Origin of the sequence: Sphingomonas sp. UYEF23 (genome assembly GCF_040546165.1) — a bacterium.
GTDB lineage: Bacteria > Pseudomonadota > Alphaproteobacteria > Sphingomonadales > Sphingomonadaceae > Sphingomonas > Sphingomonas glacialis.
On the sequence record NZ_JBEPNG010000002.1, the window covers coordinates 435,806 to 461,490 of the forward strand.

The following is a 25,685-nucleotide window of genomic DNA, read 5'->3' on the forward strand; positions in this document are numbered from 1 at the left end:
TCCCCCTCCCGCTTGCGGGAGGGGTTAGGGGAGGGGCGTGCCTCGGGCGCTAACCTCTCCGTGTCAGACTTCCCTCCCCCAACCCCTCCCGCAAGCGGGAGGGGAGCTAGCAGAAGAAGGACTATCCGATGACCAAAGTTCTCGTGCTCTATTACTCGTCCTACGGCCATATCGAGCAGATGGCCGACGCCGTCGCCGAAGGCGCGCGCGCCGGTGGTGCCGAGGTCGACATCCGCCGCGTCGCCGAAACCGCGCCGCAGGCAGTCGTCGAAGCGGCGCACTTCAAGACCGATACCGCGCACGAAGTGATCTCCGGCCCCGACGCGCTCGCTGACTATGACGCGATCATCGTCGGCGCACCGACGCGCTTTGGTCGCATGCCGAGCCAGATGGCGTCGTTCTGGGATACCACCGGCGGGCTGTGGTTCGGCGGCAAGCTGATCGGCAAGGTCGGCGGTGCCTTCACCTCGACCGCGAGCCAGCATGGCGGGCAGGAGACGACGCTGTTCTCGATCATCACGAACCTGATGCATCACGGCATGACGATCGTTGGCCTCGACTACGGCTTCCAGGGCATGACCGGCGTCAAGGAAGTGGTCGGCGGCACGCCGTATGGCGCATCGACGATCGCCGATGGTGACGGCAGCCGCCAGCCGCATGCCGAAGAGCTCGCCGGCGCGCGCTATCAGGGCAAGCGCATCGCCGAGACGGCGGCCAAGCTCAAAGCCTGAACCATTTGCGCCTCCGCCGCTCGACCGGAGCGATGATCGGCGGAGGCAGCAATTGCGGGAGCATGACCGGTGGCGGCACCGACGGTGGCTTGAGCCAGAGGTCGGATATGTCGGTCACCCGCGGGCTCGCCGGGTAGCTCGCGCGCGCGCGGCCGACCGCCAGGCGCGCGCGCGTCGCGCCAGGCACCTTCAGATTGGCGCCGACCCAGCGCCAATGCCACGGCTCCCACGTGACGCCTTGCGCATTGCCGATCGGGAACGACAGTTCGAAACCGAAGTCGGGCGCGTGGCTGATCAACCAGCGACCCGCGGGGGTCGTCGCGATGCAACTGTCGACATCTGCGCATCCCGCAGACGGCCGAATCGCGAAGTCGATCGCATAGCCCGTTGCGTGCTCGCTGAACCCCGGCGGCGCGACCGTCAGCGCGCGCATCGCCGGGTCGCCGCAATGGCCGCGTCTGCGATTGTGGCAAAAGACCGCGCGCTGGTGCGCAATCGAGCGGAAGCACGACAGGCCGCGGAGCGTCTTGCCTACGCTGGGCGTCAGCGCGGCGGCGGTCAGCATCCGCGCAAGGTCGGGCGCGGCATCGCGATTGATCACGCAAGGCTGGCCGACCGCGAAACCGGGCGGCGCCGCAACCAGATCGCCGCTTGCGACTTCAGAATAGGGCAGGTGGCCAAGCATGCGTCCGTCGGCCATCGCGGCGGGGAGGTCGCCGGGATAAAGGCCAGCCGGAACAGCCGTTTGGGCGAGCGTGGGGGAAGCCGCCCACGGCGCCAGCGCGATCCCCATCGCCCAAGTTCGCATCGCTCGCACGGCGCGGGCTCTGGCATGTCGGCGCTTGCGGTGGCAAGGGGGTGGGATGCTAGCCAATCATGTTCTTTTCCTCGACGGCGAGGCGCTTGTCATCGACAAGCCCGCCGGTCTCCCGGTCGATCGTCCGCGTGACGGATCGCTCTCCCTCGAAAACCATCTCGACGGGCTGACCTTCGCGTTCAAGCGCTGGCCGGTGCCGGTGCATCGGCTCGATCGCGACACGTCGGGCTGCCTGCTGCTGTCGCGCAATCCCAAGGCGCACGCCCGCCTGCAACAGGCGTTCGAGCAGGGGCTGGTGCGCAAGCGCTATCTCGCGGTGCTCGAGGGCGTGGTCGAGGGTGAGAGCGGGCTGATCGATCTCGCGCTTGCGAAGGTCAGCACCGAAGAGACCGGCTGGCGGATGGTCGGCGATCCGCTCGGCGCCAAGGGCAGCAAGGCATCGCGGACCGCGTGGCGCGTGCTGTCGATCAAGGACGGGCGCAGCTTCGTCGAGTTCATCCCCGAGACCGGGCGGACGCACCAAATCCGCGTCCATGCTGCCGAGGCGCTCGGCGCTGCGGTGGTCGGCGATCCGATTTACGGCAACGGCACCAAGGCGAACGGCGCCGCGACGCTGCTCCACGCCGCCGAATTGATGGTGCCACGGGCGGGCAAGGAGCCGATCATCGCCAAGGCGCCGCTCCCCGAGCGCTTCATCGCGGCGGGATTTACCGAAGCTGATGCCGCGCCCGCGCAATAGCGCTTTCCTCGCGTGACCTGACCGACTAAGCCCCGCGCTCCCCGGGGGGCCGCTTATGCGCGGCTGAGAGGTGGGCTGCAGCCCACGACCCGCTGAACCTGATCCGGTTGATACCGGCGTAGGGAGGGCTGGCGGCAGACTCCGTTACCCCTCCGTGTAGGAGTGACGACGGATGACGCGAAGGCTTTTCACGACCGACGGCATCGCGCGCAGCGCGCTCGGCTTCGCGCTGCTGTCGAGCGCGATGCTCGCGGTCCCGGCGTTCGCCGACGAAAAGGATCCGCCCGGCGATATCGTCGTTACCGGCCATCCCGATCCCGAAGGCCTGCTGCCCGACCAGCACGCGCCCAAGGCGCAAAGCGCGATTTCGGCCGATTTCATCACCAAGCAAGCGCCCACGCTCAACGCTTTCCAACTCATCGGCCTGCTGCCTGGCGCAAACGTCTCGTCGAGCGACCCCTACGGCCTGTCGACCAGCTCTAGCCTGACGCTGCGCGGGCTCGGGCAGGACGAGATCGGCGTGCTGCTCGAAGGCGCGCCGCAGAACGACATCGGCTATTATTACGCCTATCCCGCGCAGTTCGCCGATGCCGAGAATCTCAAGCAGATCACGCTCGCGCAAGGTGCGGTCGATCTCGATTCGCCGACCGTCGGCGGGGCGGGGGGGCTGCTGTCGCTGACGCTCGACGATCCCAAGGCGAGCCCGCAAGCGCTCGTCAATCTCTCGCTCGGATCGTACGCCGCGCGGCGCGCCTTCGTGCGGGTCGATACCGGCACGATCGGTCGGACCGGGCTCAAGGCGTTCGTGTCCTACTCCAATATCCGCGCCGACAATTGGCGCGGGGCGGGGTTCGACACGCGCCAGCATATCGACGCCAAGCTGCTCAACGAATGGGGCAACGGCAACCGCGCGAGCATCGCCGTGTCGTTCAACGATGCCAATTCCTCGACCTATCCCAGTCCGACGCTCGCCGACTGGAACGCCCAGGGGCGGGGGTTCAATTATGACCGCAACTATAGCGCCGGGAATACGAATTACTGGCGGCTCCATCGCGCGCCGTTCCGCAACGTCTATCTCGCGGCACCGCTGCATCTGGCGCTCAGCGACCGGCTGACGCTCGACACGACGAGCTATCTCCAGTTCGGCTACGGCAACTCGCCCTACGGCACGGCGCTCTCGACCACCGGCAATTACCTCGGCACCGAGGCGCTCGGGCCGGTCGCGCTGCCCGGCGCGGTCGATGGCGCGGCGACCGTGCTCGGCAATTATACCGGCGACCAGTTCCGCGGCGGCACCGTCGCCAAGCTCACGCTGGCCGCCGGAGCGCACCGGATCACGGCTGGCCTGTGGTTCGATTACGGCAAGGACCGCGTGCTGCAGACCTATGGCGCGGTGCGCGCGGACGGGCGCCCGGTCGATCCGTGGGGCTATCAGGAGACGGCGATCCGCACTGCCGATGGCCGCCTGCTCGCCTATGAGGATAAGCGCACGCTCACGGTGACCAAGGGTTTCTTCCTCGCCGACAGCATAACGCTCACGCCGCGGCTGACCATCAACGTCGGGTTCAAGGGCGTCGATCTGCTGCGCAACGGGCGCAATTATTTGCCCGGTCCGCAATCGGTTGTACGCCGCGACAGCTTTGCCGCACTGCCGCGTGCGGCGGTCCATTATCAACTCGACGACCGGCAGCAGTTGTTCGCCAACGTCACCACCAACTTCCGCGGCCCCAACGAATTCACGCTCTACAACAGCTATTATGGCGGTGAACTCAGCACGCAGGGGACGAACGCGCTCAAGAACGAATATTCGGTCTCGCAGGAGCTTGGCTATCGCTACATCGGCCCGAGCCTGTCGGCGTCGGTGACCGCCTTCCATTACCATTTCCGCAATCGCCAGCTCGCCACGCTGGTCGATGTCGGCGGCGCGCAGGTCAATTCGACGCTCAACGCCGGCAGCCAGACGTCGTACGGCGTCGATGGCGAAATCGACTACCGCCCCGCCGCGGGGGTGAGCCTCTACGTCTCGGGCGAATATCTGCGCGCGCGGCTCGACAACGACCTGCCGGTCGGCGCGGATTTCCTGCCGACGCGTGGCAAGCATGCGGTATCGAGCCCGACCTTCCAGGCAGGGCTCGGCGGGACGTATGACGACGGCCGCTTCTTCGGCAGCAGCGCGCTGAAATATGTCGCGCGCCAATATGCCACCTTCGTCAATGACGAGAGCATCCCCGGCTATGCGACCCTCGACCTGTCGGTCGGCGTGCACCTGGCGAAGTGGCTCGACGGCAAGCGTACCGATCTGCGGCTCAATGCGATCAACGTCACCAATCCGCGCGTGCTGTCGGGCGTGGCGGCAGTGACCCCCAACGCGCGGGACACGATCGGGCGTCGCGGGAGCGTCATCGCCGGGGCAGCGCCAGCTTATTATGTCGGGAGCGGCGCGGCGCTGATCGCGACGCTGTCGCGCGTGTTCTGAGGCAATGGCCGCGAGCGCCCCGCATCTCGTCCACGGCATGGGCACCACGCTCGAGCCGCCGACCTGGCCTGCCATCACGCATGATGACGCGGCTGCTGCGCTCTTGCGCTTCCCTGCGGCCGGTCGGCTCGAAGCGCTCGAATGGCATTCGCCGCGGCCCTTCTCGGCGGCGGCGCGGGTGCGCACGACGCGCGGCATGTTCGTGCTCAAGCGGCACCATCCGGCGGTGCGGACGCCTGCCGGCCTGGCGGAGGAGCACGCCTTCATCGCGCATCTCGCCGCGGCCGGGATACCGGTGCCCGAAATCCTGCTGACCGACGCCGGGACGAGCGCGATCACCGTCGGCGACTGGACCTATGAGCTGCACCGCCAAGGCGCGGGGCTCGACCTGTATCGCGAGCGGCTTTCCTGGACCCCGTACCTCGCGGCCTCGCACGCGCATGCGGCAGGTGCGTCGCTCGCACGGCTACACGCAGCATCGCGCGGTTTCGCAGCGCCGGCGCGCGCGGTGCAGCCCTTGGTTGCGAGCTTCAATATTCTTCCCAGCACCGATCCGTTGGCGGCCACCGAGGCCTATGTCGCGGCGCGGCCGGCACTAGCGGCATTCCTCGAACCGCGCGTCTGGCGGCCGGCGGTGGCGCGACTGTTTGCCGAGCTCGGCCAGGGTGTGCCGGCAGCGCTGGCGGGGCGCGAGGCGCTGTGGACGCATAACGACTGGCATCCCTCGAACGTGCTGTGGAACGCGGACGGGCAGGTGGAGACGGTGTTCGACTTCGGTCTCGCCGACCGCACCTGCGCGGCGCACGATCTCGCGACCGCAATCGAGCGCACTGCGATCGACTGGTTGGCGTTGGGGCAGGGGAGAGACGCGACGATCGGCCATCCCGAAACCGCGCAAGCGCTGCTCGCGGGGTATGCGACGGTGATCCCGCTCGACCGCGGCGAGGTGGCGGCGGTGCTGCGCGTGCTGCCGCTCGTCCATTTCGAATTCGCGCTGTCCGAGATCGACTATTTCACGGGTGTCGTCGGGGATGACGAGCAGGCGAGTGTGGCGTGGGACCAGTATCTGCTCGGCCACGCCGAATGGTTCATCGCGCCACACGGACAAGCTTTCCTGAACACCATCGAGCATGGGCCACTCGGCTGATGTCCGCGCTCGAGATCGTCGCTGTCATCGTCAGCTTTCTGGGGATCTGGCTTACCGCCGTGCGGCGGATGCTGTGCTGGCCGATCAACCTGCTGGCCTGTGCGCTCTACTTCAAGCTGTTCCTCGACGTTCGGCTCTATGCCGACATGGTGCTGCAAGCGCTGTTCGGCATCGCCATCGTGTATGGCTGGATCGTCTGGGCGCGCGGCAAGGAAGATGATGGCGACGTCGTGGTCGAGCCGCTGCGCGCGGGGCCTGCGGCAATCGCGCTTGCGGCGGGCGCGATCGGGGCGGTCACGATCGGGTGGGGCACGAGCCACTATACCGATGCGGCACTGCCGTGGATCGACTCCGCGCTGAGCAGCTTCAGCCTCGTCGCGCAATATTGGACGGCACGGCGCCATCGCGAAAGCTGGCTGCTGTGGGTCGCGGTCGACGTAATCTATGTCGGCATGTTCGTGTTCAAGGGGCTGATGCTCACCGCCGGCCTCTATGCCGCGATGATCGTCCTGGCAGGGCTTGGCTATCGCCGCTGGCGGACCGCGCAGCGCGTTTGACGCTGCGACGGCGGGTAGTTCTTACCTAGCGCATGGCGCAAAAATACTAGGAACCGCGCATCGACCTCGCCGTTATATGGGTCCGATCCGAGCACAATTCGGTGGTGTGCGATGCCGGGCAAGGGATGTTCCCTGCGCTGGGCACCACGCCGCGGTTGCGGATTTCTTCTTCGGACAAGGAGCGAGAAAATGAACAAGGACGAATTCCAGGGCGGTGCACGCTATATCGGCGGCAAGATCGAAAAGGCCGTTGGCGACACTGTCAACAGCCGCGACTGGCAAGTCGATGGCGTTGTCGATCAGGTCGCCGGTGGCGCGCAGAACCTCTACGGTCGTGCAAAGTCGGCGATCGGCGACGTCGTCGACGGCGCCCCTGAGCTTGCCGACAAGATCGGCAGCGAGGCGCGGGTCGCCGGTGATCGTGCGCTGGACGCCGCCAAGCGCGGTGCGCGGACGGCGCAGGACTCAGTCAAGCAGGCACCCGTGCTCTGGGCGCTCGGCGCGGCAGCGCTCGGCTACGGCCTGGCGTGGCTCGTGCACGGCCAGCGCGACTGATCGCGTGACCGTGGCCCCGGCCCTTAAGTCGCTGCGGGACTCCGCCGATCTGCGCCATTTGCGCCAGATCATCGCGGGGCTCGACGAAGGCGTCATCCTGGTCGACCCCGACCAATCGATCCTGTGGGCCAACGAAGCGGCGCTCGGGATGCACGGGGTCGACTCGGTCGAGGCGCTCGGGGCCACGGTCGACGATTATCGCCAGCGCTTCCAGCTGCGCTATCGCAACAACCACCGCTTGCGCGGCGCCGATTATCCGATCGAGCGCGTGGTTGCGGGCGAGGCCTTTTCCGAGGTCGTTGTCGAAGTCGCGGTCGCAGGCGAGGCCGAGCCGCGCTGGGTCCACCAAGTGCGCAGCCTGGTGCTGACCAACGCCGAGGACGAGCCCGAATGTCTCGTCCTGGTAATCCAGGACGTCTCGGCACGCTTCGAGGCGGAGGATCGGTTCGAACAGTCGTTCAACGCCAATCCGGCACCGGCGGTCATCTGCCGGCTGAACGACCTGCGCTTCGTGAAGGTCAATCAGGGCTTTCTCGACATGACCGGGCACGACCGCGACACCGTGCTCGCAAAGACGGTCTACGACATCGACGTTCTGGCGCGCGCCGAGAAGCGCGATCTCGGCAAGGAGCGGCTCTCCGAGGGGCGGACCATCCCGCAGATGGAGGCCGAACTCGACTTGCCCACTGGCGAGACGAAACTCGTCATCGTCGCGGGGCAGCCGATCGACATGGGCGATCAACCGTGCATGCTGTTCACCTTCGCCGATCTCGAACCGCGTCGGAAAGCCGAAAACGCGCTGCGGCAGAGCGAGGAGCGCTTCACGCGGACCTTCTCGCTTGCGCCCGTGGCGCTCGCGATCGGTGCGCTTGACGGGCATCGGCTGTGCGACGTCAACGCGGCCTTCACCGCGCTGACGGGCTATGCCGCCGACGAAATCATCGGGCGTCCGCTCGGCGAAGTCGGCTTGTGGGAGACCCCGGCGCTGCAACACGCGCTCGAGGGCGAGATCGATGCGGGGCATGCGCTGCGCGATCGCGAAGTCCGGATCCGTTTGAAGGACGGCGCGGTCATCGACGGTATCGTTTCGACCGAGCCGATCCTGCTGCGTGACGAAGCGTGCGTGCTGTGGGCGATGCGCGACATCAGCACGCGCAAGGCGTCCGAACGCGAACTGGTCGGCGCGATCGAGGCGGTGATGAAGGATACCAGCTGGCTGAGCCGCTCGATTATGGAGAAGCTGGCGCGGATCCGCGCGCCGCAGGCCGAGCCGAGCGGAGTCGGGCTCGATGAGCTGACGCAGCGCGAGCGCGAAGTGCTGGCGTTGATCTGTCGCGGGCTCGACGACAAGTCGATCGCGCGGACGCTCGATCTGTCGGGCAATACCGTGCGCAACCATGTCGCGCGGATTTATGCCAAGATCGGCGTCAATCGCCGCAACGCCGCTGCGGCATGGGCACGCGCGCGCGGCTTCGATGGCGACTCGATGTCGACATCGTCGACGAACGAACCGTCCGAACGGGAGGTGGCAGCATGAAGCAGCGCCGCGACAAGGGCCGCGCCCGCCAGGCGAAGGGCTCGGTCCAGGAAGCGATCGGCAAGATCATCGGCGACGCCGATGTCGAACGGCAGGGGCGGCGCGAAAGCGAAGCCGGAGCCGATCAGGCCCGGGGCGAAAGCCCCATGATTAAGGACGGCGACGACTGACGCCGGTCCGGCAATTTTCTACCAACAGGAGTGACTATGGCTACCAATCTGACACCCGGCTTCGTGCCGGTTGATGACGCGCGTCTGGTGAAGACGCCGACGCGCATTTCGTGGGGTGCAATCTTCGCCGGCGTCGTGCTGGCGATCGCGATCCAGCTCGTGCTCGGCATTCTTGGCACAGGGATCGGGCTCAGCCTCGTCAATCCGGTCGAGGGCACGACACCAGGGGCGACCGGCTTCGGCATCGGCGCCGGGTTGTACTGGATCGTTACGACCGTGATCGCGCTGGGTGCCGGCGGCTATGCAGCGGCACGCGTCGCTGGCGTGCACGATCGCTTTGATGGTCTGGTCCACGGCCTGGTCGTCTGGGGCGTCACGCTGATCCTGACGCTGTATCTGCTCACGTCGGCGGTCGGCGGGATCATCGGCGGCGCGTTCCGCACCGTCGGCGCGGTTGCAGGCGCAGCCGGTAGCGGGATCGGTGCGGCGGCTCCCAAGGTTGCCGACGTGGCTGGCGTCGATACGTCCGACGTCCGCAACGAAGCCGCTGCCTATCTGTCGACCGCACCGTCCGACCCGGCGCAGATGACGCCCGAGCAGGCGCAGAAGGAAATCGCCAAGCAGCTGCCCGCGCTCGCTCGCGGTGGCACCGACGGCGCGCAGGCCGAAAGCCGGATCGTCGACATCGTCGCCGCCCAGCGCAAGATCAGCCGTCCCGAGGCACAGGCCCAGGTGACGCAAGCCAAGGCGCAGTTCGTCAAGACCAAGAACGACGCGATCAGTACTGCCAAGTCGGCGACCGACACCGCCGCCGGTGTGGCAGCGGGGACGTCGTTCATGCTGGTGATCGCGCTTCTGATCGGCGCCGGTGCCGCCGGCTTCGGGGCGACCACGGCCACGCGCCGCCGTCTTTAACACGCATGCAGTGCCGCCCGGATCCCGGGCGGCATTGTCGTTACGCGACGTGTCCTGCGGCTCGGCCTTCAGCCGGTTGCCGCAGGACACCGACCAGACGGCCACACGCGCGCAGGTCGATCGGCCAGCGCCTACCCCCGCCGCAAGCTGTCGGCATCGATCCGACCTGTCTGGCAATCGATTGCGGCAGCATCGCGCGCTTGCCCGCGCCGCCGCATGGCCGCACCGGTTGCTGCGCAAGGCAGCGATACAGCATAACCAGCATCGGCGCCGCGAAAGCGCGATGCGGCGCTGGCCGAATGCCGGGCGCGAAACGCAGCTTCGCCAGCTGTTTACCTGTCAAAGACGCCCGCATATACGACGCCAGCGTCGGCGTTCGGTCCGGAGTCACGGCGCGACACCTACCGAGAGAGGATTTCTTGATGACGCTTCGTGTCGCCGCCATGCCCTTGCTGCTCGTCGCCGCCACCGCGTCCGCCCAAGTCGCCGCACCACCGCCGCCCGCGAAGGTCGCACCGGTCGCCGGGACGCCGGTGCTGCCCGCGTGGACCAAGCCCGCGATCCGCGGCGCGTGGAACGATGCGAAGCGCGCTCCCGATGCGCGTGCAAAGGCGCTGGTTTCGGCAATGACACGCGACGAGAAGCTCACCTTGGTGTTCGGCTATTTCGGGACGGATTTCCCGATCTTCCTCTACAAGGCTCCGGTCGAGGCGCATGTCGGCTCGGCCGGCTATGTCCCCGCGATCGCGCGGCTCGGTATTCCGGCGCAGCATCAAACCGACGCCGGCGTCGGTGTCGCGACGCAGGGGGGTGCCGCGGTCAAGCGCGAGCGGACCGCTTTGCCGTCGAACCTGGCGATCGCCGCGAGCTGGGACGTTGCGATCGCGCATGCCGGCGGCGCGATGATCGGTGACGAAGCGCGCCGTTCGGGCTTCAACGTCATGCTGGCGGGCGGCGTCGATCTGCTGCGCGAGCCGCGCAACGGCCGAAATTTCGAATATGGCGGCGAGGATCCGCTGCTCGCCGGGACGATCGTTGCCGAGCAAGTGCGCGGTATCCAGTCGAACCACGTCGTCTCGACGATCAAGCATTATGCGTTCAACGATCAGGAAACCGATCGCAACGCCGGCAATTCGATCATCGCGCACAGCGCCGCCCGCGTGTCCGACCTGCTCGCCTTCCAGCTGGCGATCGAGCGCGCCGATCCGGGGTCGATCATGTGTTCGTACAACCGCGTCGACGGCGCCTATGCCTGCGAGAATAGCTGGCTGCTGACCGATGTCCTGCGCACCGACTGGGGCTTCAAGGGCTATGTGATGAGCGATTGGGGGGCGACACACAGCACCGCGCCCGCCGCCAATGCCGGGCTCGACCAGGATTCGGGCTTTCCCTTCGACACGCAGCCCTTCTTCGGCGCGCCGCTGCGCCAGGCGCTCGATAGCGGAGCGGTGACGCCCGCGCGGCTCGACGTGATGACGCACCGGATCCTGCGCGCGATGTTCGCGCAAGGGCTGTTCGAGCGTCCGGTCAGCGAACAGCCGATCGATCTTCCCGCGCACGCCGCCGTCACGCGCGCCGCAGCGGAGGCGGGCGCGGTTTTGCTCAAGAATGACGGTGACGTGCTCCCGCTCGCCGCGACCGCAAAGCGGATCGTCGTGATCGGCGGCCATGCCGACAAGGGGGTGCTCGCAGGCGGGGGATCCTCGCTCGTCTATCCGGTCGGCGGCAATGCCGTGCCGGGGCTGCTGCCAAAGACCTGGCCCGGCCCGATCATGTATTATCCCTCGTCGCCGCTCGACGAGATCAAGCGCCGCGCGCCGGGCGCGGAGGTCGCCTTTGCCGATGGCAGCGATCCCGCGGCGGCAGCGGCTCTGGCGCGCGGCGCCGATGTCGTGATCGTCTTTGCGACGCAGTGGCAGGGCGAATCGTTCGACGTGCCGATGGCGCTCGACGGCGCGCAGGATGCGCTGATCGACGCGGTCGGCGCGGCCAATTCCAAGACGGTCGTCGTGCTCGAAACCGGCAGCCAGGTCGCGATGCCGTGGCTCGGCAAGGTCGGAGCGGTGCTCGAGGCGTGGTATCCCGGCACTGCCGGCGGCGCCGCGATCGCCAATCTGCTGTTCGGCACGACCAATCCGTCGGGGCGCTTGCCGATGACCTTTGCGAGCAGCGTCGATCAGCTGCCCGATCCGGCCAAGCCGCATGCCGGCGACGTCGTCTACAAGGAAGGCGCGACGGTCGGTTACAAATGGTTCGACGCGAAGGCGATCACGCCGCTCTTCGCGTTCGGCCACGGCCTGTCCTATACGCGCTTCGCCACCGACGGGCTGACCGCGACCGCCGCCAACGGCGCGCTGACCGCCAGCTTCACGGTGCGCAACACCGGTGCGCGTGCTGGCGCGACGGTGCCGCAAATCTATGTCGCGCCGGTCGCGGGTGGATGGGAAGCGCCCAAGCGGCTCGGCGGCTTCACCAAGGTCGCGCTCGCGCCCGGCGCGCGCCAGACGGTGGCGGTGACGGTCGATCCACGCCTGCTCGCGACGTGGGACGAAGCCGGGCATCAGTGGCGGATCGCGGGTGGTCGCTACAAGGTGATGCTCGCCGACTCGGCGACCGACATTCGCCAGACCGTGACGGTGAGCCTGCCAGCGCGGACCATGCCGGCGACATGGCGCGCGCGGTAAGCGGCGTCCCCTGTTTTCTCTCGGCCCCCACCGGGGCTCGACGAATGCCGCCCGCGCGACAGCTGTTCCTCACCCGCCGTCGATGACGTGGGCTCGGCCTGTCGGGAAGGCCGACTCGAAGCGCGCCAGACCGAGCGCGAGCGCGGCGATCTCGGCGCGCGCGGTCGGCATCGCGGGTGTCGCGCAGCCGTTGGCGAAGCGAGCGGGGATCGACCGTCCCCGGTTCGATCGCATTGCCGCGAAGCGCGGCTTGAGCCCGTGGATACCAATGAAATCCCATCGCTCGACATATTTCCCCGGCGGGCGCTGACGCAGTGTCGGCCGCTGCGGCCACAGCGACGAACCTTCGGCAGGCGGCGGGCAATCTGCCTCAGCACGAATCGCACGGGCAAGCGGGCTCCAACCTTGGGGACGATGCGCGAGAGCCTGCCACCCCGACTGACAGATACGCCGGCGTGCCGGTGTCGTTGCGGGAATGTAACCGAATCAGCCTTTTAAGGTAATCTTTAGGTCTGGCGGTGCAGGGAAATGGATCACAGGAGCTTTGTTTGTGCCTCAGGAAATTGCGTTCGAATCTCTTTCCCTCACGACCCTAGACGGAATGAGCGACGTCGAACGCGATGCCTTGCCGTTCGGGATCGTCGGGTTCCCTGCGGATACGACGGTACAGGTCTATAACGCCACCGAGGCACGCCTTTCGGGGCTCGACCGTGCCAGCGTCATGGGCGTCCCGTTCTTCGAGGCGGTCGCGCAGTGCATGAACAACTTCATGGTTGCGCAGCGGTTCGAGGAAGAGCCTGAAATCGACGACATCGTGCCCTATGTCCTGACGCTGCGCATGCGGCCGACCAAGGTGCGGCTGCGCCTGCTGGCCTCGCCCGAAGCGGCGCGCCGCTACGTTCTCATCGAACGCTAGGAACCGCCATGACCGAGCGGTCGAGTGAAGAGCAGCTGCTCGAGTTCCTTTACGCATGCCCGGTCGGCCTGCTCGAATGCGACATGGCGGTCGAGATCGGGATGATGAATCCGCACGCCATGCAGCATCTGCTGCCGTTGGCGGGCCCGCGCGATGCCGGCAATCTGTTTTCGGCGTTGGAACAGCACGCCCCCGAGCTGCGCAGCATCGCTGCCGCGTTCGCCCCCGCGACTGGACGCGTCTGCGACGGCCATCGCATCTTCGTCGAGCTCGGATGTGCGCGGCGTACTACCCCGCGCAAGGTGCTGGCGTGCACGATGGTAAAACTTGCGCCCGATCGGCTGATGGTGACGCTGACCGATATCAGCCAGCAAGTCGTGCAGGAACAACGGCTTCGCCAGGCGGACACGTGGTTCGCAACGCTGCTGAATGGGATCAACGATTATGCGGCGCTGACCGTCCGGCCGGACGGTGAGGTCATCACTGGCGATCCCGGCTTCACGCGCCAGACGGGATACGATCTTGCCGCGGTGATCGGTCAAAAACTCGGCGACGTGCTGAAGACCGATACGACCGGCGGGGACTTGCGTCTGGACGAGCAACTGGTGGTCGCCGAGCGGGATGGCTGGCACCTGCAGGAAGGCTGGCAGCAGCGTGCCAACGGCGAGCGCTATTGGTGCCAGCGTCTGGTGGTCGCGCGCTCGCGCGATGACGAAACGGGCCCGATCGGCTTCTCCGTGATCCTGCGGGACGTGCCGCGGCGAGAAGCGGCGGCAGAGGATCTGCGACGCGTGCTGACTCGCGACCATCTCACCGGCGCCGCCAACCGGCGGCATTTCAGCCACGCGATGGAACGCGAGCAGACGCGGTGGCGCGACCTGCGGCATTCGCTGTCGCTGATCATGCTCGATCTCGATCATTTCAAGGCGATCAACGACACCTACGGGCACCCTGTCGGTGACATCATGTTGCGCCGCGTCGCGGAGGCGTGCGCGCCGTTGCTCCCGCCGCGTGGCGTATTCGCGCGGCTTGGGGGTGAGGAATTCGCTGCGTTGCTGCCACGGTACGATGGGGAACAGGCAATCGGGCTCGCCGAGGACCTGCGCGCGGCCATCGCCGCAATCGAGGTCGAGACGGCGGGCACGATATTGACGCTGACAGCCAGCTTCGGCTGCGCGACGCTGGATGAAGCGGATGGTTCGATCGACGCGCTGATCGCGCTGGCGGACAAGCGGCTGTATGCGGCCAAACGCGGCGGACGCAATCAGGTGTTCCAACCACAAGCCGCTGCAGCGTGAGCAGCGTCGAACTGCGGCGCTCCGCCGTGCATCGCATCGCGTGTGCCGCTGTGGCCGCCGAAGTGCGGCGAATCCGGGAAACGGTTCTGCCACCGCTTGTCGAGGGCATCTGGCCCGAGGCGATGGCGATCGACGAGGCGGGGCTTGGGCTCGATTCGCTCGAGCAGCTCGGCGCGCTCGGCGCGTTGGCGGAGATGTTCGATCTCGACGATAGCCTGCTCGATGAGGCTCCACCGAGCACCGTCGGCGCGTGGATCGACTGGATCATGGCCGGACAGACCGCGGCGGACAGCAACATGACGGTCAGGACGTCGGGTTCTACCGGCGAGCAGCGGCCGTGCGTCCATGCCACGTCCGATCTGCTCGACGAGGCGGCGTGGCTTGCGGCGCGGTTTGCCGATCGGCGGCGCATCGTCGCGCTGGTTCCCGCAAACCATCTGTACGGCATCGTCTGGACCGCATTGGTGCCAAGCGTGCTGGGCGTTCCAATCGTCGTGCGTACGCTCGGCGCGCCGCTTGGCCTCGTCGCTGGCGATCTCGTCGTCGCCGTCCCCGAACAGTGGCAGGCAGCGCTGCGCCTGATCCGCCGTTTCCCCGAAGACGTGGTCGGCGTCAGTTCGGCAGGCGTGCTCGACGCATCGGTTGCCGATGCGCTGCGTGCGGCGGGGCTGGCGCGCCTGGTGGACGTCTATGGCGCATCGGAGACCAGCGCCATCGCGATCCGCGAAGTGCCGGCGGCGCGTTATGACTTGTTGCCGCGGTGGCGCCTTGTTCCGCACGGCGCGGACGACTGGCAGCTCAGCGACCGCGCAGGTGTGATCACGGACTTGCCCGATCACGTCGAGCGAATGGGCGATCGCGCCTTTCGGCTGCTCGGTCGGCGGGATGGCGCCGTGCAAGTCGCAGGACATAATGTCTGGCCGGCCCGCGTCATCGAAGCGTTGAGATCGGTCGATGGAGTGGCGGAGGCGGCCGTCCGGCTTAACGCAGCCGGGCGGCTCAAGGCCTTCATCGTGCCGCGCGATTGGCAAGATCCTGTCACCCTCGGCGTCCTCCTCGAGCAGGTCGCGGCGGAGCAACTGACGGTTCACGAACGGCCCAAGAGCTTCCGTTTCGGGGCGGCGCTGCCCCGCAACGCGATGGGTAAATTGGAAGATTGGGCATGAACGACGGTGAAGTCGGCATCGGCGCTGCCGCGTATCCCGCCAAGGCGGCTTGCGCGGGTTGCAAGACGAGCAAGCCATTGAAGACGCAAATCACCATGGCCTTCCAGCCGATCGTCGACATCGCGACCGGCTCGGTCTTCGCCTATGAGGCGCTGGTACGGGGCATCGCCGGCCAATCCGCGGCCGAGGTGATCGCGAGTGTCGAGCCGGACGTGATCTACAAGTTCGACCAGACCTGCCGCGTCAAGGCGATCGAGCTCGCCGGGGGTCTGTTCGCGCCTGACAGCGCCACCAAGCTCTCGATCAACTTCATGCCCAATGCCGTGTACGAGCCGAACGCCTGTATCCGGGCGTCGCTCGCTGCGGCGCGGCGTGTCGGGTTCGATCCGGCGCGGTTGATGTTCGAATTCACCGAAGACGAGCGGATGCGCGATGTCACCCACGTCCGTAGGATCATCGAGGCCTATCGCGCGCGCGGCTTCACCACCGCGATCGATGATTTCGGTGCCGGTTATGCTGGCCTCAGCTTGCTCGCCGATCTTCGCCCGGACATGCTGAAGCTCGACATGGCGCTCATCCGCGGGATCGATTCCTCGATGGCGCGGCAGACGATCGTCGCGGGCGTCGCTTGGATGGCCGAAGCGCTCGGTATCGGTTGCATCGCCGAGGGGATCGAGACGGCCGCGGAATTGCAGACGCTGAAGACGATCGGGATCCGCCTTGCCCAGGGCTATCTGCTCGGCCGGCCTGCAATCGAGGCGCTTTCGCCCAGCTACCTGGTGCCGCCGCGTGGGGTGCTCGCGTTGGAGGACGCGAGGAGTACCCTCAACCGAGCATGGCCCTGGTCCGCACCGGTGCCCGAAGCGAGCGCGGCTAGGGTTTTGCCCGCCGCGCCGTCAGAACCTTTACCGGTGCTATCGGCACTTCGCCCTTGAATGCGCCACGCTGCGTGGCGGTCGGCGAGACGGGCGCGTCCATGATGCCGACGATCACGTCCATGCCCTCCACGACGTGGCCGAACGCCGCATAGCCAAGATTGTCCGCGGGCTGCCCCCGCCCGGCGTCGAGCGAATGCGTCTGATCGCCGACGCTGATCGTGAATTCGCCGCCGCCGGTGCCCGGCGCGCGGCGGGCGAGCGAGATTTCGCCGTCGGTGTGGTGAAGGCCGGTCTGTGTCGTCGGCTCGTGCGCAATTGGCGGGAGTAAGCGCTTGGGGTCACTGTTCGCCCCGAATTGCACGAAACCAAAATGATCGGCGGCCCTCACCGCGCGGTAGAATTCGGTGCCGTCGAGCTTCTTCTGTTCGACGTATTTGAGGAAATTGCCGGCGGTGATCGGCGCTTTCATGGTCTCGAGTTCGATCACGATCCGTCCCGCACTGGTCTCAAGCGCGACGCGCGGCAGCATCGGGGATGGCGCGGCAACCGGCACCGGTGCGGCCGCCGGCCCCTGCGCCAAAGTCGGGGTGCCAACAGCGACCAGCAGTGCGGCGAGACAGGCCTTCATCGCATTTCCTTCTATCTAATAAGGCGTATCGAATAGCGTCCGTCCGTCGTCCCGGCCACTTCCGATGACGAATCCCGGTGGCGGCAAATGGAACAGCGGCACGCCTCTCGCTTTGTGGGGCAAAGTGCGTCCAACTGGCGATGCGATGGATCGGCTCAGCGCGGCGCGGCGCGAAGCGGGCTTCCGGGCTTCCACGCCGGCGCGGTCGGCTGATCCGCGACGCGAGCCGCGAGCGTGTAGAAGAACCGGTTGAAGTCCGCGGCCGCCTGCCAGTCGATCGGCTGGTCGAGATCGTCCTGCGGCTTGTGATAGCCGGTCTTGTACCAGCGGCGGTAGATGCGCTCGCTCTCGGTGCCCGGGCGGTAGCCGAAGACGAACGCGGTCGCCGGAATGCCGGCCTGGAGGAAGGGCCATTGGTCGGCGCGGCGCAGCAGATTGCGCTCGGGCTCCGGATCGGGCTGAACGGCGATCTGCAGGCCGGCGGCGACCGCGCGCGCATTGTCGCCGAGCGTAGTGTCCGTGAGCGCATGTACCGTCAGCAGCCGAAGCGGGAAGATCGGGCGCAATTGGTCGAGGTTGATATCGGCGGCGATGCGGGCGATCGGAACCGTCGGATGCGCGACGAACCAGCGCGCGCCGAGCAGGCCCTTTTCCTCGCCGGTGAAAGCGGCGAACAGCACTGGCCGCCGAAACCCGGACTGGTGCCGCCGCTCGGCCAAGCGGATCAGCAACGCGACATAGGCGGCGTCGTCGAGCGTGCCGTTGTAGATGCGGTCGCCGGCAACGGGTTCGCCGGGGCCGTAGCCGTCGAGATGCGCCGACAGAACGATCGTCTGCGCGGCAAGCGCGGCATCGGTGCCGGGCAAGCGTGCAAGCACATTGGGCGCGCTGATCGCACGCTCCGCCAGTCGGAAATCGGCGCGGAAGCGGCCGGGGGTGTCGAAGGCGGGCAGGGGGGCGCCCGCGCTCCCCGCCGCGATCAGCTGCGCGGCATCGTGGCCGGCCCCTGCGATCATTCGGCCGAGCGCATCGGCATTGAGGATGAAACGGGCGATCCCCGGCGCCTCGGGCGCGCTGCCGCGGAGCCACACCGTGCGCGCATAGGCGAACGGCCAGCGCGGCGGCTCCACCGCGAAGCCGGGATCGGCGATGGTGACGAGCGCCAAGGCACCCGCCGTCTTCACCGTGGCGGCGCGATCGGCATCCGTAGGCAGGCCGGCCCGGTGGGTCCCGTGACAGATCACCACCTTGCCGCGCACATCGCCGAGCGTACCCGCCGCGCAATAGCCGCGATACGCGATCGCAGCGTCGAACCGCGTCGGCATGCTCGGATAAGGGTTCGTCATGATGTCGTGCAGGAACCGCAGCGGCCGGGAATCAATGCGCACCGTCGCCTGTTCGATCGACAACGCCTGCATCGGCACGCGCTGGAAATAGCTGCCATTCTCGCCGGCGGGCGCGAGCCCGGCGGCCGCGAACCGCGCCGCCACCAACGTCGCGGCGCGCTCGTAAGCGGCCGAGCCAGTGTCGCGGCCTGCCATCGCATCGCCCGAAAGCGCCGCGGTCGTCGCCCACCAGGCGCGCGTGTCGGGATCGACCGGCAGAGGTCGGGACGCCCCGGTCAGGAGCAGGCAAAGCGGGATCACCGCGCGGAAGGGCTTGAGCATAGCGGTGAAGCTGCCCAAAACGCGGCGCCGCGGCAAGGTGTACCGGTGCTCGACATCCACGTCGCCCCCGCCGACGCCCGAACCGAGGTCTTCGTGCGCCACGCGCGTGATCGCGACGTTGGAGCGCGGCGTGCCACCCCGAGGGAACCTCGGTCGACCTACGGGGCGTCCCCGGCATCCTGCGCTGTGACGGCAGCACGTCCTGACCCTAGTCGCGAACGCCGGATCAGTGTAGCCGGAAGGCAAGAGTCCCGGGGCGAGTGCTGTGCTCACGCCGGACGATCGAGCTTCGGAGTGACCGACATACCACGCAAGACAAATTACGACTTCGAGCGCCGCGAGCGGGAAAAGACCAAAGCGGCCGAGACGGCGAAGAAGGCGCAAGCCAAGGCGGACAAGCGGGCCGTCGATCAGGCAACGCCGGATGCCGATGAATGAGGACGTCCTCAGGACGGCTGAAGCTGCGGTGAAAACGTCCGACCTCAGTCTTGCGCAGCTCGGCTGGAAAGCGTTCTTCAGCGAGCAGGTCTCTCTCGAGGAGAGCCGCAGTTTTCAGCCTGCCCGGGTGATTTCGGTTCACCGCGGAAGGGTGAGCGTTGCGGGTGAGGGGCTCGAAGACTCGATCCCCTCCAGTCTGCCCGTGGCAGGGGGCGCGGAGGACAGGCCGACCGTGGGCGACTGGCTGCTGGTCGACCGGAACAGCCGAACCATCGCGCGCATCCTGGCGCGGACGAGCCTTTTCAAGCGGCCTGCCCCCGGGGATGAGCGCCGGGTGCAGCTCATCGCCGCGAATGTCGACACGCTTTTCATCGTCACGGCGTGCAAGCAGGACTTCAACATCGCGCGGTTGGAACGCTATCTGGTGCTCGCGCGCGAGGTGGGTGTTCGTCCCGTCGTGGTCCTGACGAAGGCCGATCTATCGCCTGCGCCCGAGCTGTTGGTCGATGCAGCGCGTGCGCTCCAGTCGGGATTGCAGGTGGAACTCGTCGACGGGCGAGATCCGACGAGCGTGGCTCGCCTGGCAGACTATTGCGGCGTCGGACAGACCGTCGCGCTGGTGGGATCATCGGGTGTCGGCAAGTCCACGCTCGTAAAGACGTTGACGGGATCGAGCAGCATCGCAACCCAGGCGGTCCGTGAGGACGACGGCAAAGGCCGCCACACGACGACGGTCCGCGAGATGTATCGCCTCGCCAATGGCGCGGACGAAGGTGGCTGGCTCGTGGACACGCCCGGCATGCGCGAGCTCCAGATGTCCGAAGTGAGCACTGGAGTGACCGAGGTCTTTGACGATGTCACGAACGTGGCGCTCGACTGTCGGTTCTCGAACTGCACGCATATCGCGGAGCCCGGATGCGCTATCAACGCCGCGATGGCGGCGGGAGAGCTCGATCCCGCCCGCGTTGCCCGGTGGCGCAAGCTCGCGCACGAGGATGCGGCCAACAGCGGTGCCGCGGCCGCGCGCCGCTCCCGACCTGGAAACGCTGCAAACAGGCGATGACGCTTTCGGGCATGCCCGCTACCCCGCCGCGTAAGCGAGACCCCGTTCGAGCCCGCGCAATTCGGCAAGGCCCCGCATGCGGCCGAGCAACGAGTAACCCGGGTTGGTGATCCGTGCGAGATCATCGAGCATCTGATGCCCGTGGTCTGGCCGCATCGGGATGCTGCGGTGTTCGCGCACCGACAAGCGATGCACTGCCGCGACGATCGCTGCCATCGCGGCGTCGCCGCCGAGATGCTCGGCCTCGTGGAACGCGCCGTCGGGCTCGCGCTGGACCGAGCGGAGATGCAGGAAACCGATGCGATCGCCGAGCCGATCGACCATTCCGGGCAAATCGTTGTCGGCGCGAACCCCGAGCGACCCCGTGCACAGGCACAGCCCGTTAGACCGGTTCGGTACGCGCGCGAAGAGGTTGGCGAGGTCGGCTTCGGTGCTGACGACGCGCGGCAGGCCGAAGATCGGGAAGGGTGGGTCATCGGGATGGACGACCAGGCGGATGCCCAGCGCATCCGCGGTCGGACACACCGCCGCCAGGAACGCGACATGATGCTCGCGCAGCGTGGCGGCGTCGATCTCGGCATAGGTCTCGATTGCGCGCAGGAAGGCAGGCGAGGTGAAGCCTTCCTCGCTGCCCGGCAGCCCGGCGATGATCGTCCGTTCGAGCTCGCGGCGCGCGGCCTCGTCCATCGTCGCATAGCGCTGCTCGGCCGCAGCGCAGGTCGCCGCGTCGTAGCTCTCGGCCGCCCCCGGCCGCTGCAGGATGAACAGATCGTAGGCGGCGAGCGCGACCAGCTCGAAACGCAGCGCGCGCGCGCCGTCGGGCAATTCCCAGCCGAGGTCGGTGCGCGTCCAATCGAGCAGCGGCATGAAATTATAGGTCACCACGTCGATGCCGCAGGCCGCGAGGTTGGTCAGGCTCTGAGAATATTGCGCGATCAGGCGGTCCCACTCGGGTGAGCGCGTCTTGATCCCTTCGTCGACCGGCAGGCTCTCGACCACGCGCCAGTCGAGCCCGGCGGCGCGCACCATCGCCTTGCGCGCGGCGATCGCGTCGCGCTCCCACACCGCGCCATTGGGCACTTCGTGGAGCGCGGTCACCACTTCGGTCGCGCCCGCTTGCCGAATGGCGCGCAACTGCACCGGATCGTTCGGACCGAACCAGCGCATCGTCTGTGTCATTAACACGAATTAGCCTTTCTGCATTTCAACGGGTGCGCGCGGCTTGGCGCGCAACAGGCTCCACAGCACAGCGGCTGCGAGAAGATCGAGCGCCGCCAAGGCGGCAAAGAGCGGGTCATAGCCGAATGCGTCCGCGCTCTGCCCGATGAGCAGCGTGAACAGCACGCCGCCGATCCACGCGGAGGTACCGGCCATCCCGCTCGCGGTGCCGACCGTCCGGCTGTCGAACATGTCGGCGCATAGCGTGATCAGCGCGCCGCTCAGCATTTGATGCGCAAAGCCACCGACGCAGAACAGGATGATCGCGACGCCGGGGGATCCCGCAAGGCCGATGCACGCCGGCCCGATCATGCACAGCGCGCCGACCGTCATCGTCACCTTGCGCGACGCGACCAGCGGCACGCCGCGCTTCATCAACCAGGTCGGCAGCACGCCCGCGGCAAGGCTGCCGAAGTCGGCGGCGAGAAAGGGCATCCACGCCCACAGTGCGATGCTCTTGAGATCGAGGTGCCATACCGACACGAGATAGAGCGGGATGAAGAAGTTGAAGGTCTGCCACGCCGGTTCCGCGAGGAAGCGCGGCACGGCGATACCCCAGAAGGCGCGGCTTCGCAGCAGGTCCTTGCGCGTCGCGGGCTTGGCGCTGACATCCTCGTCGCGCGCCGCGGTGATCGCCGCGCGTTCGGCCGGGCTCAGGCGCGGATGGTCGGCCGGGCTGCGATAGCTCCAATACCATAGCAACGCCCATATCAGGCTGAGCCCACCGGTGACGATGAAGGCGGCCTGCCAGTTCCAGGCGAGGATGCAGAAGGCGACCAGCGGCGGTGCGATCATGTTGCCGACGCTGGTGCCCATCTGGAACACGCTGGTCGCAAGCGGACGTTCGCGCGGGGGGAACCACTCCGACACGGTCTTGGCGCCCGCCGGGATGGCCGCCGCCTCGCTCGCGCCGAGCAGCGCGCGGAACACGGCGAGGCTCGGCCAGCCGGTCGCCAGCGCGTGCGCCATGTTGGCGAGCGCCCAGCCGAGCGCGAAGAGGAAGAAGCCGAGCCGCGTGCCGAGCGCATCGAGCACCCCGCCTGCGACGGTCTGCATGATCGTGTAGCTCGCCTGGAAGGCGAGCACGACCCAGCTGTAATCCTCGGTCGTCATGCCGAATTCGGTCTTCAGACGCGGTGCCGCGACCGACAGCGTCGAGCGCGCGAGATAGTTGAGGATCGTCCCAAGCGTGACGAGCCCGATCAGCTTCCAGCGGAGCGGTACGTCGCGCCAACCGCGACCCTCGATCCTCAATGCCATGCCGCAATCCTCCGCTGGCGGGTCGACGCGATCATCGCAGGATCTCGATTGCCGAGACGATCGCGGCGCCCGTGCGCGGCACGAACGCCAGGTCGAGCTTGCCGCCGCGAACGGTGACGGTCGCGGTGCGGGTCAGCGCCTTGGCCGATCCGCCGGCGCTGCGCGCGATGTCGAGCCGCTCAACGATCGTGCGCCCGTTGGCGGTGACGTCGAACACGCGGGCTCCGGCTGCCAGCGACGGTTCGACGAAGGTCAGCGCGACGCGGTACTGCCCGTCGGCGAGCGGGACCGCATAGCTGAAGCGGCCCTCGCGATAGGTCGCAGCGACGGCGGCGTCCTGCGCTCCGGCGATCACGGCTGCGACGGCGGGCTTGCCGTAATCGGCCGGCTTGGTCAGCGTGCCCGCCTTGCCGCCAGTGAAGAAGGCATCCGATCCGAACCGCTGCGTCGCCTTCGCCGCGACGATCGCGCCGGCGTCGATCCGCACGTTGGCGGCGGCGTCGGGCGACAGCGTCCAGGTGAGGCTATCCTCTGCCGTGCCGCCCCGTGCGACGAGCGCGTTGTTGCCGGCCGTGAGCGCGACGTTTTGCCACACGCAGATCCGGTCGGGGCAATCGCTGCGCTGCCCGAGCGAACGTCCGTTGAGCAGCAGATCGGTCGTCGCGGCATTGCTGTAGACGCGCACGTCGGTCACCCGATAAGCGCGATCGGCATAGCGTCGGCCGGTGATGTGGACCGTCGGCGTCGCGCTCCAATTCGCCTTGTAGAAATAATAGGCGTCCTTGCGGATCGCGCGGTCGTAGGTGACGAGCCCCTTGGTGTTGATGTCCTGCGCGTCGCCCTCGGCGCGGATCGTCGTCGCGAAATCGAACGCGTTCCACAGGAAGGTGCCCCAGAGATACGGACGCGCCTTGAGCGCACGCCATGCGTCCTCGTGGACATAGCTCTCATATTCCTCGGGCTGCGTGACGCCGCGTGAATCGATCGGGCCGCCCAGGACATTGTCGCTGTGGATGCTGGTTGCGCCGCCCGCGCCATATTCGGTGACCGACAGCGGCTGTTGCGGCCGCTTGGCGTGGAGCATGTCGAGATGCGGGCCGAGATCGCCGGGCACGCCGAAATACCAGCCGAAATAGCGATTGGCGCCGCCGAGATCGGCGGCGGTGGCGGTGGTCGGAATCGCGACCCCCTGATCGAACAGCCGCCCCTCACAGCACGTGGCGAGCGCGGTGGGGCGGCTCGGATCCTCGCGATGCGTGAGATCCTGCAGCGTCTTGAGCAACGGCATCGGGTCAGGCGTCTTGCCGTCGGGGAAGCCGGTCAGGAAGGCCGGGAAGGAATTGCCGAAATCGACTTCATTGGCGATGCCCCAGGTGACCACCGAGGGATGGTTGCCGTTCTGGCGGATCAACTCGCGCATCTGCTGCTGCGCATTGTCGACCAGCGCGGCGCGCGGCTCGAGCTCGCCGCGCCGAGTCCAGGCGGACACCAGCGGAATCTCGTCCCACAACAGCAGGCCGTAGCGATCGGCGAGATCGTGGATCGTCTGGCCGTGCTGGTAATGCGTCAGGCGGATCGCGTTGACCCCCATCTCGCGCAGGATCGCCACGTCGGCGGCGACGTCGGCGGCGTCGATTGCCCAGCCTTTGCCCTCGTGATCCTGGTGATAGCCGACGCCGCGAAGCTGGACGTGCTTGCCATTGAGGAACAGCCCCGCCTCGGGGTCGATCCGGATCGTGCGGATCCCGAACGGCTGGCGGACGCGATCGAGCAGACGGCCGCGCGCGTCCGTCACATCGACGGCGAGGGTGTAGAGATAGGGATCCTCGACGCCCTGCCACAGATGCGGATTGGCGACCGTGAGCTTCAGTGCCGCTTCCTGCGTCGCCGCCGCGGCGAGCGTTTGCGCCGTCTGCAGCGACGCCGCCACGCGGCCGTTCGTGTCGATCAGACTGGCGGTGATGCGGACCGCGCCCGAACGGTGGCTCGCATTGGCGATGCGCGTCCGCACATCGACCTGCGCGGTGGCCGCCGTGGCGGCGGTGGTGGCCGCGGACACGCCCGAGCCGCCGAAATCGGCCAAGTCGATATGGATCGGATCGACCGCAATCAGCCGCACCGGGCGATAAAGGCCACCATGGACGAAGAAGTCGCCGGTCAGCGGCAGGATGTCGGCGGTCGTCGCGTCCTTGCCGCCGGGCGCGCTATTGTCGGTCCGCACCACGAGCACGTTGTCGCCCGAGGCGCGCAGCGCGTCGGTGGCGTCGAGCCGGAAGCGCGAGAAGCCGCCGGCATGGTCGCCGAGTTTGGTGCCGTTGAGCCATACGCTCGCGGTACGGCTGGCGGCGTCGAATTCGAGCCAGATGCGCTTGCCGCGCATTGCCGCGGGCACGGCGAAGCGCTGGCGATACCAGCCGAGCCCCTGTGTCTTGTTGATCGTATCGGCGCGGTTGATGTGGCTTTGCGGATCGGGGCGATAGAAGCCGACGCGATTCCACGTGTGCGGCACTGCAACCGACTGCCAGTCAGCATCGTCGAACCCGGGGGTGGTCACCGCCTCGGGCGCATCGCCCTGGTGGAACCGCCAGCCGGTCGCCAGCGTGCTGGCAACCCGGGCATCGCTCGCTGCCGCTTCCGCCGCGATGGCCGGGGCGGACGCCATCATCAGTGCGGTCGCAGAGACAAGCGTTGCGGCGGCGATCCCGCGCATAAGACGGTCGTTCATGGTTTTCGCTCTCCTATCCGACCATCGATATCATTGCCGATGCGGTCTTACCAGATGGTGTGCTGTGCCAGTCGCAACTTTCTACCTCGCCGAAAAGGAA

General features: G+C 67.4%; 23 protein-coding genes and 1 riboswitch. Of the genes, 16 read left to right on the top strand and 7 right to left on the bottom strand.

Translation table 11 applies throughout. The features are described 5' to 3' along the window. Positions 1 to 128: 128 nt before the first annotated feature. On the top strand, positions 129 to 731 hold the full coding sequence (gene wrbA, locus ABIB28_RS05330) for an NAD(P)H:quinone oxidoreductase (RefSeq protein ID WP_354286889.1): 603 nt from the start codon (positions 129 to 131) through the stop codon (positions 729 to 731). Here the strand turns inward: wrbA and ABIB28_RS05335 are convergent. Next, positions 721 to 1,539, bottom strand: coding sequence for a M15 family metallopeptidase (locus ABIB28_RS05335; protein WP_354287128.1), 819 nt, complete (start codon positions 1,537 to 1,539; stop codon positions 721 to 723). The genes wrbA and ABIB28_RS05335 overlap by 11 nt on opposite strands. 55 nt (positions 1,540 to 1,594) lie before the next feature. Here ABIB28_RS05335 and ABIB28_RS05340 point away from each other — a divergent pair, with 55 nt between their 5' ends. The 9 genes from ABIB28_RS05340 to ABIB28_RS05380 all read left to right on the top strand — a co-directional run bounded on the left by ABIB28_RS05340 (position 1,595) and on the right by ABIB28_RS05380 (position 12,328). Beyond that, complete coding sequence (locus ABIB28_RS05340) at positions 1,595 to 2,287, top strand: RluA family pseudouridine synthase (RefSeq protein WP_133189514.1); 693 nt, start codon at positions 1,595 to 1,597, stop codon at positions 2,285 to 2,287. A gap of 32 nt (positions 2,288 to 2,319) precedes the next feature. Next, positions 2,320 to 2,429: riboswitch (TPP riboswitch) on the top strand. A gap of 30 nt (positions 2,430 to 2,459) precedes the next feature. Next, positions 2,460 to 4,763 (top strand): TonB-dependent receptor, encoded by a 2,304-nt coding sequence (locus tag ABIB28_RS05345; RefSeq protein ID WP_354286891.1) that lies wholly within the window; start codon positions 2,460 to 2,462, stop codon positions 4,761 to 4,763. A gap of 4 nt (positions 4,764 to 4,767) precedes the next feature. Continuing rightward, positions 4,768 to 5,910 carry a phosphotransferase enzyme family protein gene (locus ABIB28_RS05350; RefSeq protein ID WP_354286893.1) on the top strand — a complete coding sequence of 381 codons (1,143 nt, stop codon included), beginning with the start codon at positions 4,768 to 4,770 and terminating at the stop codon, positions 5,908 to 5,910. Next, positions 5,910 to 6,467 (top strand): nicotinamide riboside transporter PnuC, encoded by a 558-nt coding sequence (gene pnuC / locus ABIB28_RS05355; RefSeq protein WP_354286895.1) that lies wholly within the window; start codon positions 5,910 to 5,912, stop codon positions 6,465 to 6,467. Before ABIB28_RS05350 ends, pnuC begins: the two co-directional genes overlap by 1 nt. 189 nt (positions 6,468 to 6,656) lie before the next feature. Beyond that, positions 6,657 to 7,022 carry a CsbD family protein gene (locus tag ABIB28_RS05360; RefSeq protein ID WP_133189506.1) on the top strand — a complete coding sequence of 122 codons (366 nt, stop codon included), beginning with the start codon at positions 6,657 to 6,659 and terminating at the stop codon, positions 7,020 to 7,022. Between the two features lie 4 nt (positions 7,023 to 7,026). Further along, positions 7,027 to 8,559, top strand: a complete 1,533-nt coding sequence (locus tag ABIB28_RS05365) for a PAS domain S-box protein (protein ID WP_354286897.1) — start codon at positions 7,027 to 7,029, stop codon at positions 8,557 to 8,559. Continuing rightward, positions 8,556 to 8,729, top strand: coding sequence for a CsbD family protein (locus tag ABIB28_RS05370; RefSeq protein ID WP_354286899.1), 174 nt, complete (start codon positions 8,556 to 8,558; stop codon positions 8,727 to 8,729). Before ABIB28_RS05365 ends, ABIB28_RS05370 begins: the two co-directional genes overlap by 4 nt. 36 nt (positions 8,730 to 8,765) lie before the next feature. After that, the gene (locus ABIB28_RS05375; RefSeq protein ID WP_189675288.1) at positions 8,766 to 9,644 is read left to right on the top strand and encodes a hypothetical protein; all 879 of its coding nucleotides are present in this window, start codon (positions 8,766 to 8,768) and stop codon (positions 9,642 to 9,644) included. Between the two features lie 422 nt (positions 9,645 to 10,066). Then, positions 10,067 to 12,328 (top strand): glycoside hydrolase family 3 C-terminal domain-containing protein, encoded by a 2,262-nt coding sequence (locus tag ABIB28_RS05380; protein WP_354286901.1) that lies wholly within the window; start codon positions 10,067 to 10,069, stop codon positions 12,326 to 12,328. Between the two features lie 69 nt (positions 12,329 to 12,397). Here the strand turns inward: ABIB28_RS05380 and ABIB28_RS05385 are convergent, their stop codons facing one another. Continuing rightward, positions 12,398 to 12,562 carry a hypothetical protein gene (locus ABIB28_RS05385; RefSeq protein WP_354286903.1) on the bottom strand — a complete coding sequence of 55 codons (165 nt, stop codon included), beginning with the start codon at positions 12,560 to 12,562 and terminating at the stop codon, positions 12,398 to 12,400. A gap of 367 nt (positions 12,563 to 12,929) precedes the next feature. Between ABIB28_RS05385 and ABIB28_RS05390 the strand changes: the two genes are divergently transcribed. Genes ABIB28_RS05390 through ABIB28_RS05405 form a run of 4 tightly spaced genes read left to right on the top strand, consistent with a single transcriptional unit; the run spans position 12,930 to position 16,643 of the window. After that, positions 12,930 to 13,244: a phosphonate transporter gene (locus tag ABIB28_RS05390; protein WP_189675286.1), complete on the top strand. Its 315-nt coding sequence runs from the start codon at positions 12,930 to 12,932 to the stop codon at positions 13,242 to 13,244. A gap of 8 nt (positions 13,245 to 13,252) precedes the next feature. Further along, complete coding sequence (locus ABIB28_RS05395; RefSeq protein WP_354286905.1) at positions 13,253 to 14,542, top strand: diguanylate cyclase; 1,290 nt, start codon at positions 13,253 to 13,255, stop codon at positions 14,540 to 14,542. After that, complete coding sequence (locus ABIB28_RS05400; protein WP_354286907.1) at positions 14,539 to 15,708, top strand: AMP-binding protein; 1,170 nt, start codon at positions 14,539 to 14,541, stop codon at positions 15,706 to 15,708. Before ABIB28_RS05395 ends, ABIB28_RS05400 begins: the two co-directional genes overlap by 4 nt. After that, positions 15,705 to 16,643, top strand: coding sequence for an EAL domain-containing protein (locus tag ABIB28_RS05405; RefSeq protein WP_354286909.1), 939 nt, complete (start codon positions 15,705 to 15,707; stop codon positions 16,641 to 16,643). The genes ABIB28_RS05400 and ABIB28_RS05405 overlap by 4 nt, the downstream gene beginning before the upstream one ends. On the opposite strand, the gene ABIB28_RS05410 is transcribed toward ABIB28_RS05405, so the two are convergent. Beyond that, complete coding sequence (locus ABIB28_RS05410) at positions 16,582 to 17,214, bottom strand: peptidylprolyl isomerase (protein ID WP_502958206.1); 633 nt, start codon at positions 17,212 to 17,214, stop codon at positions 16,582 to 16,584. The two genes, ABIB28_RS05405 and ABIB28_RS05410, sit on opposite strands and share 62 nt — an antisense overlap. A gap of 155 nt (positions 17,215 to 17,369) precedes the next feature. Next, positions 17,370 to 18,983: a M28 family peptidase gene (locus tag ABIB28_RS05415; protein ID WP_354286911.1), complete on the bottom strand. Its 1,614-nt coding sequence runs from the start codon at positions 18,981 to 18,983 to the stop codon at positions 17,370 to 17,372. A gap of 192 nt (positions 18,984 to 19,175) precedes the next feature. On the opposite strand from ABIB28_RS05415, the gene ABIB28_RS05420 reads away from it, so the two are divergent. Both ABIB28_RS05420 and rsgA read left to right on the top strand, forming a co-directional pair. Continuing rightward, positions 19,176 to 19,319: a hypothetical protein gene (locus ABIB28_RS05420; RefSeq protein ID WP_165954417.1), complete on the top strand. Its 144-nt coding sequence runs from the start codon at positions 19,176 to 19,178 to the stop codon at positions 19,317 to 19,319. Continuing rightward, positions 19,306 to 20,382 (top strand): ribosome small subunit-dependent GTPase A, encoded by a 1,077-nt coding sequence (gene rsgA / locus ABIB28_RS05425; RefSeq protein ID WP_354286914.1) that lies wholly within the window; start codon positions 19,306 to 19,308, stop codon positions 20,380 to 20,382. The genes ABIB28_RS05420 and rsgA overlap by 14 nt, the downstream gene beginning before the upstream one ends. An 18-nt stretch (positions 20,383 to 20,400) precedes the next feature. On the opposite strand, the gene uxuA is transcribed toward rsgA, so the two are convergent. From uxuA to ABIB28_RS05440, 3 genes are read right to left on the bottom strand one after another with little or no spacing between them, the layout of a single operon-like run. Beyond that, positions 20,401 to 21,561, bottom strand: a complete 1,161-nt coding sequence (gene uxuA, locus ABIB28_RS05430; protein ID WP_354286916.1) for a mannonate dehydratase — start codon at positions 21,559 to 21,561, stop codon at positions 20,401 to 20,403. A 9-nt stretch (positions 21,562 to 21,570) separates the two neighbouring features. After that, a complete protein-coding gene (locus ABIB28_RS05435; protein ID WP_354286918.1) occupies positions 21,571 to 22,860 on the bottom strand; it encodes an MFS transporter in 1,290 nt (429 codons plus the stop codon). 31 nt (positions 22,861 to 22,891) lie between these two features. After that, a complete protein-coding gene (locus ABIB28_RS05440; RefSeq protein ID WP_354286920.1) occupies positions 22,892 to 25,585 on the bottom strand; it encodes a glycoside hydrolase family 2 TIM barrel-domain containing protein in 2,694 nt (897 codons plus the stop codon). Between the last annotated feature and the right edge of the window lie 100 nt (positions 25,586 to 25,685).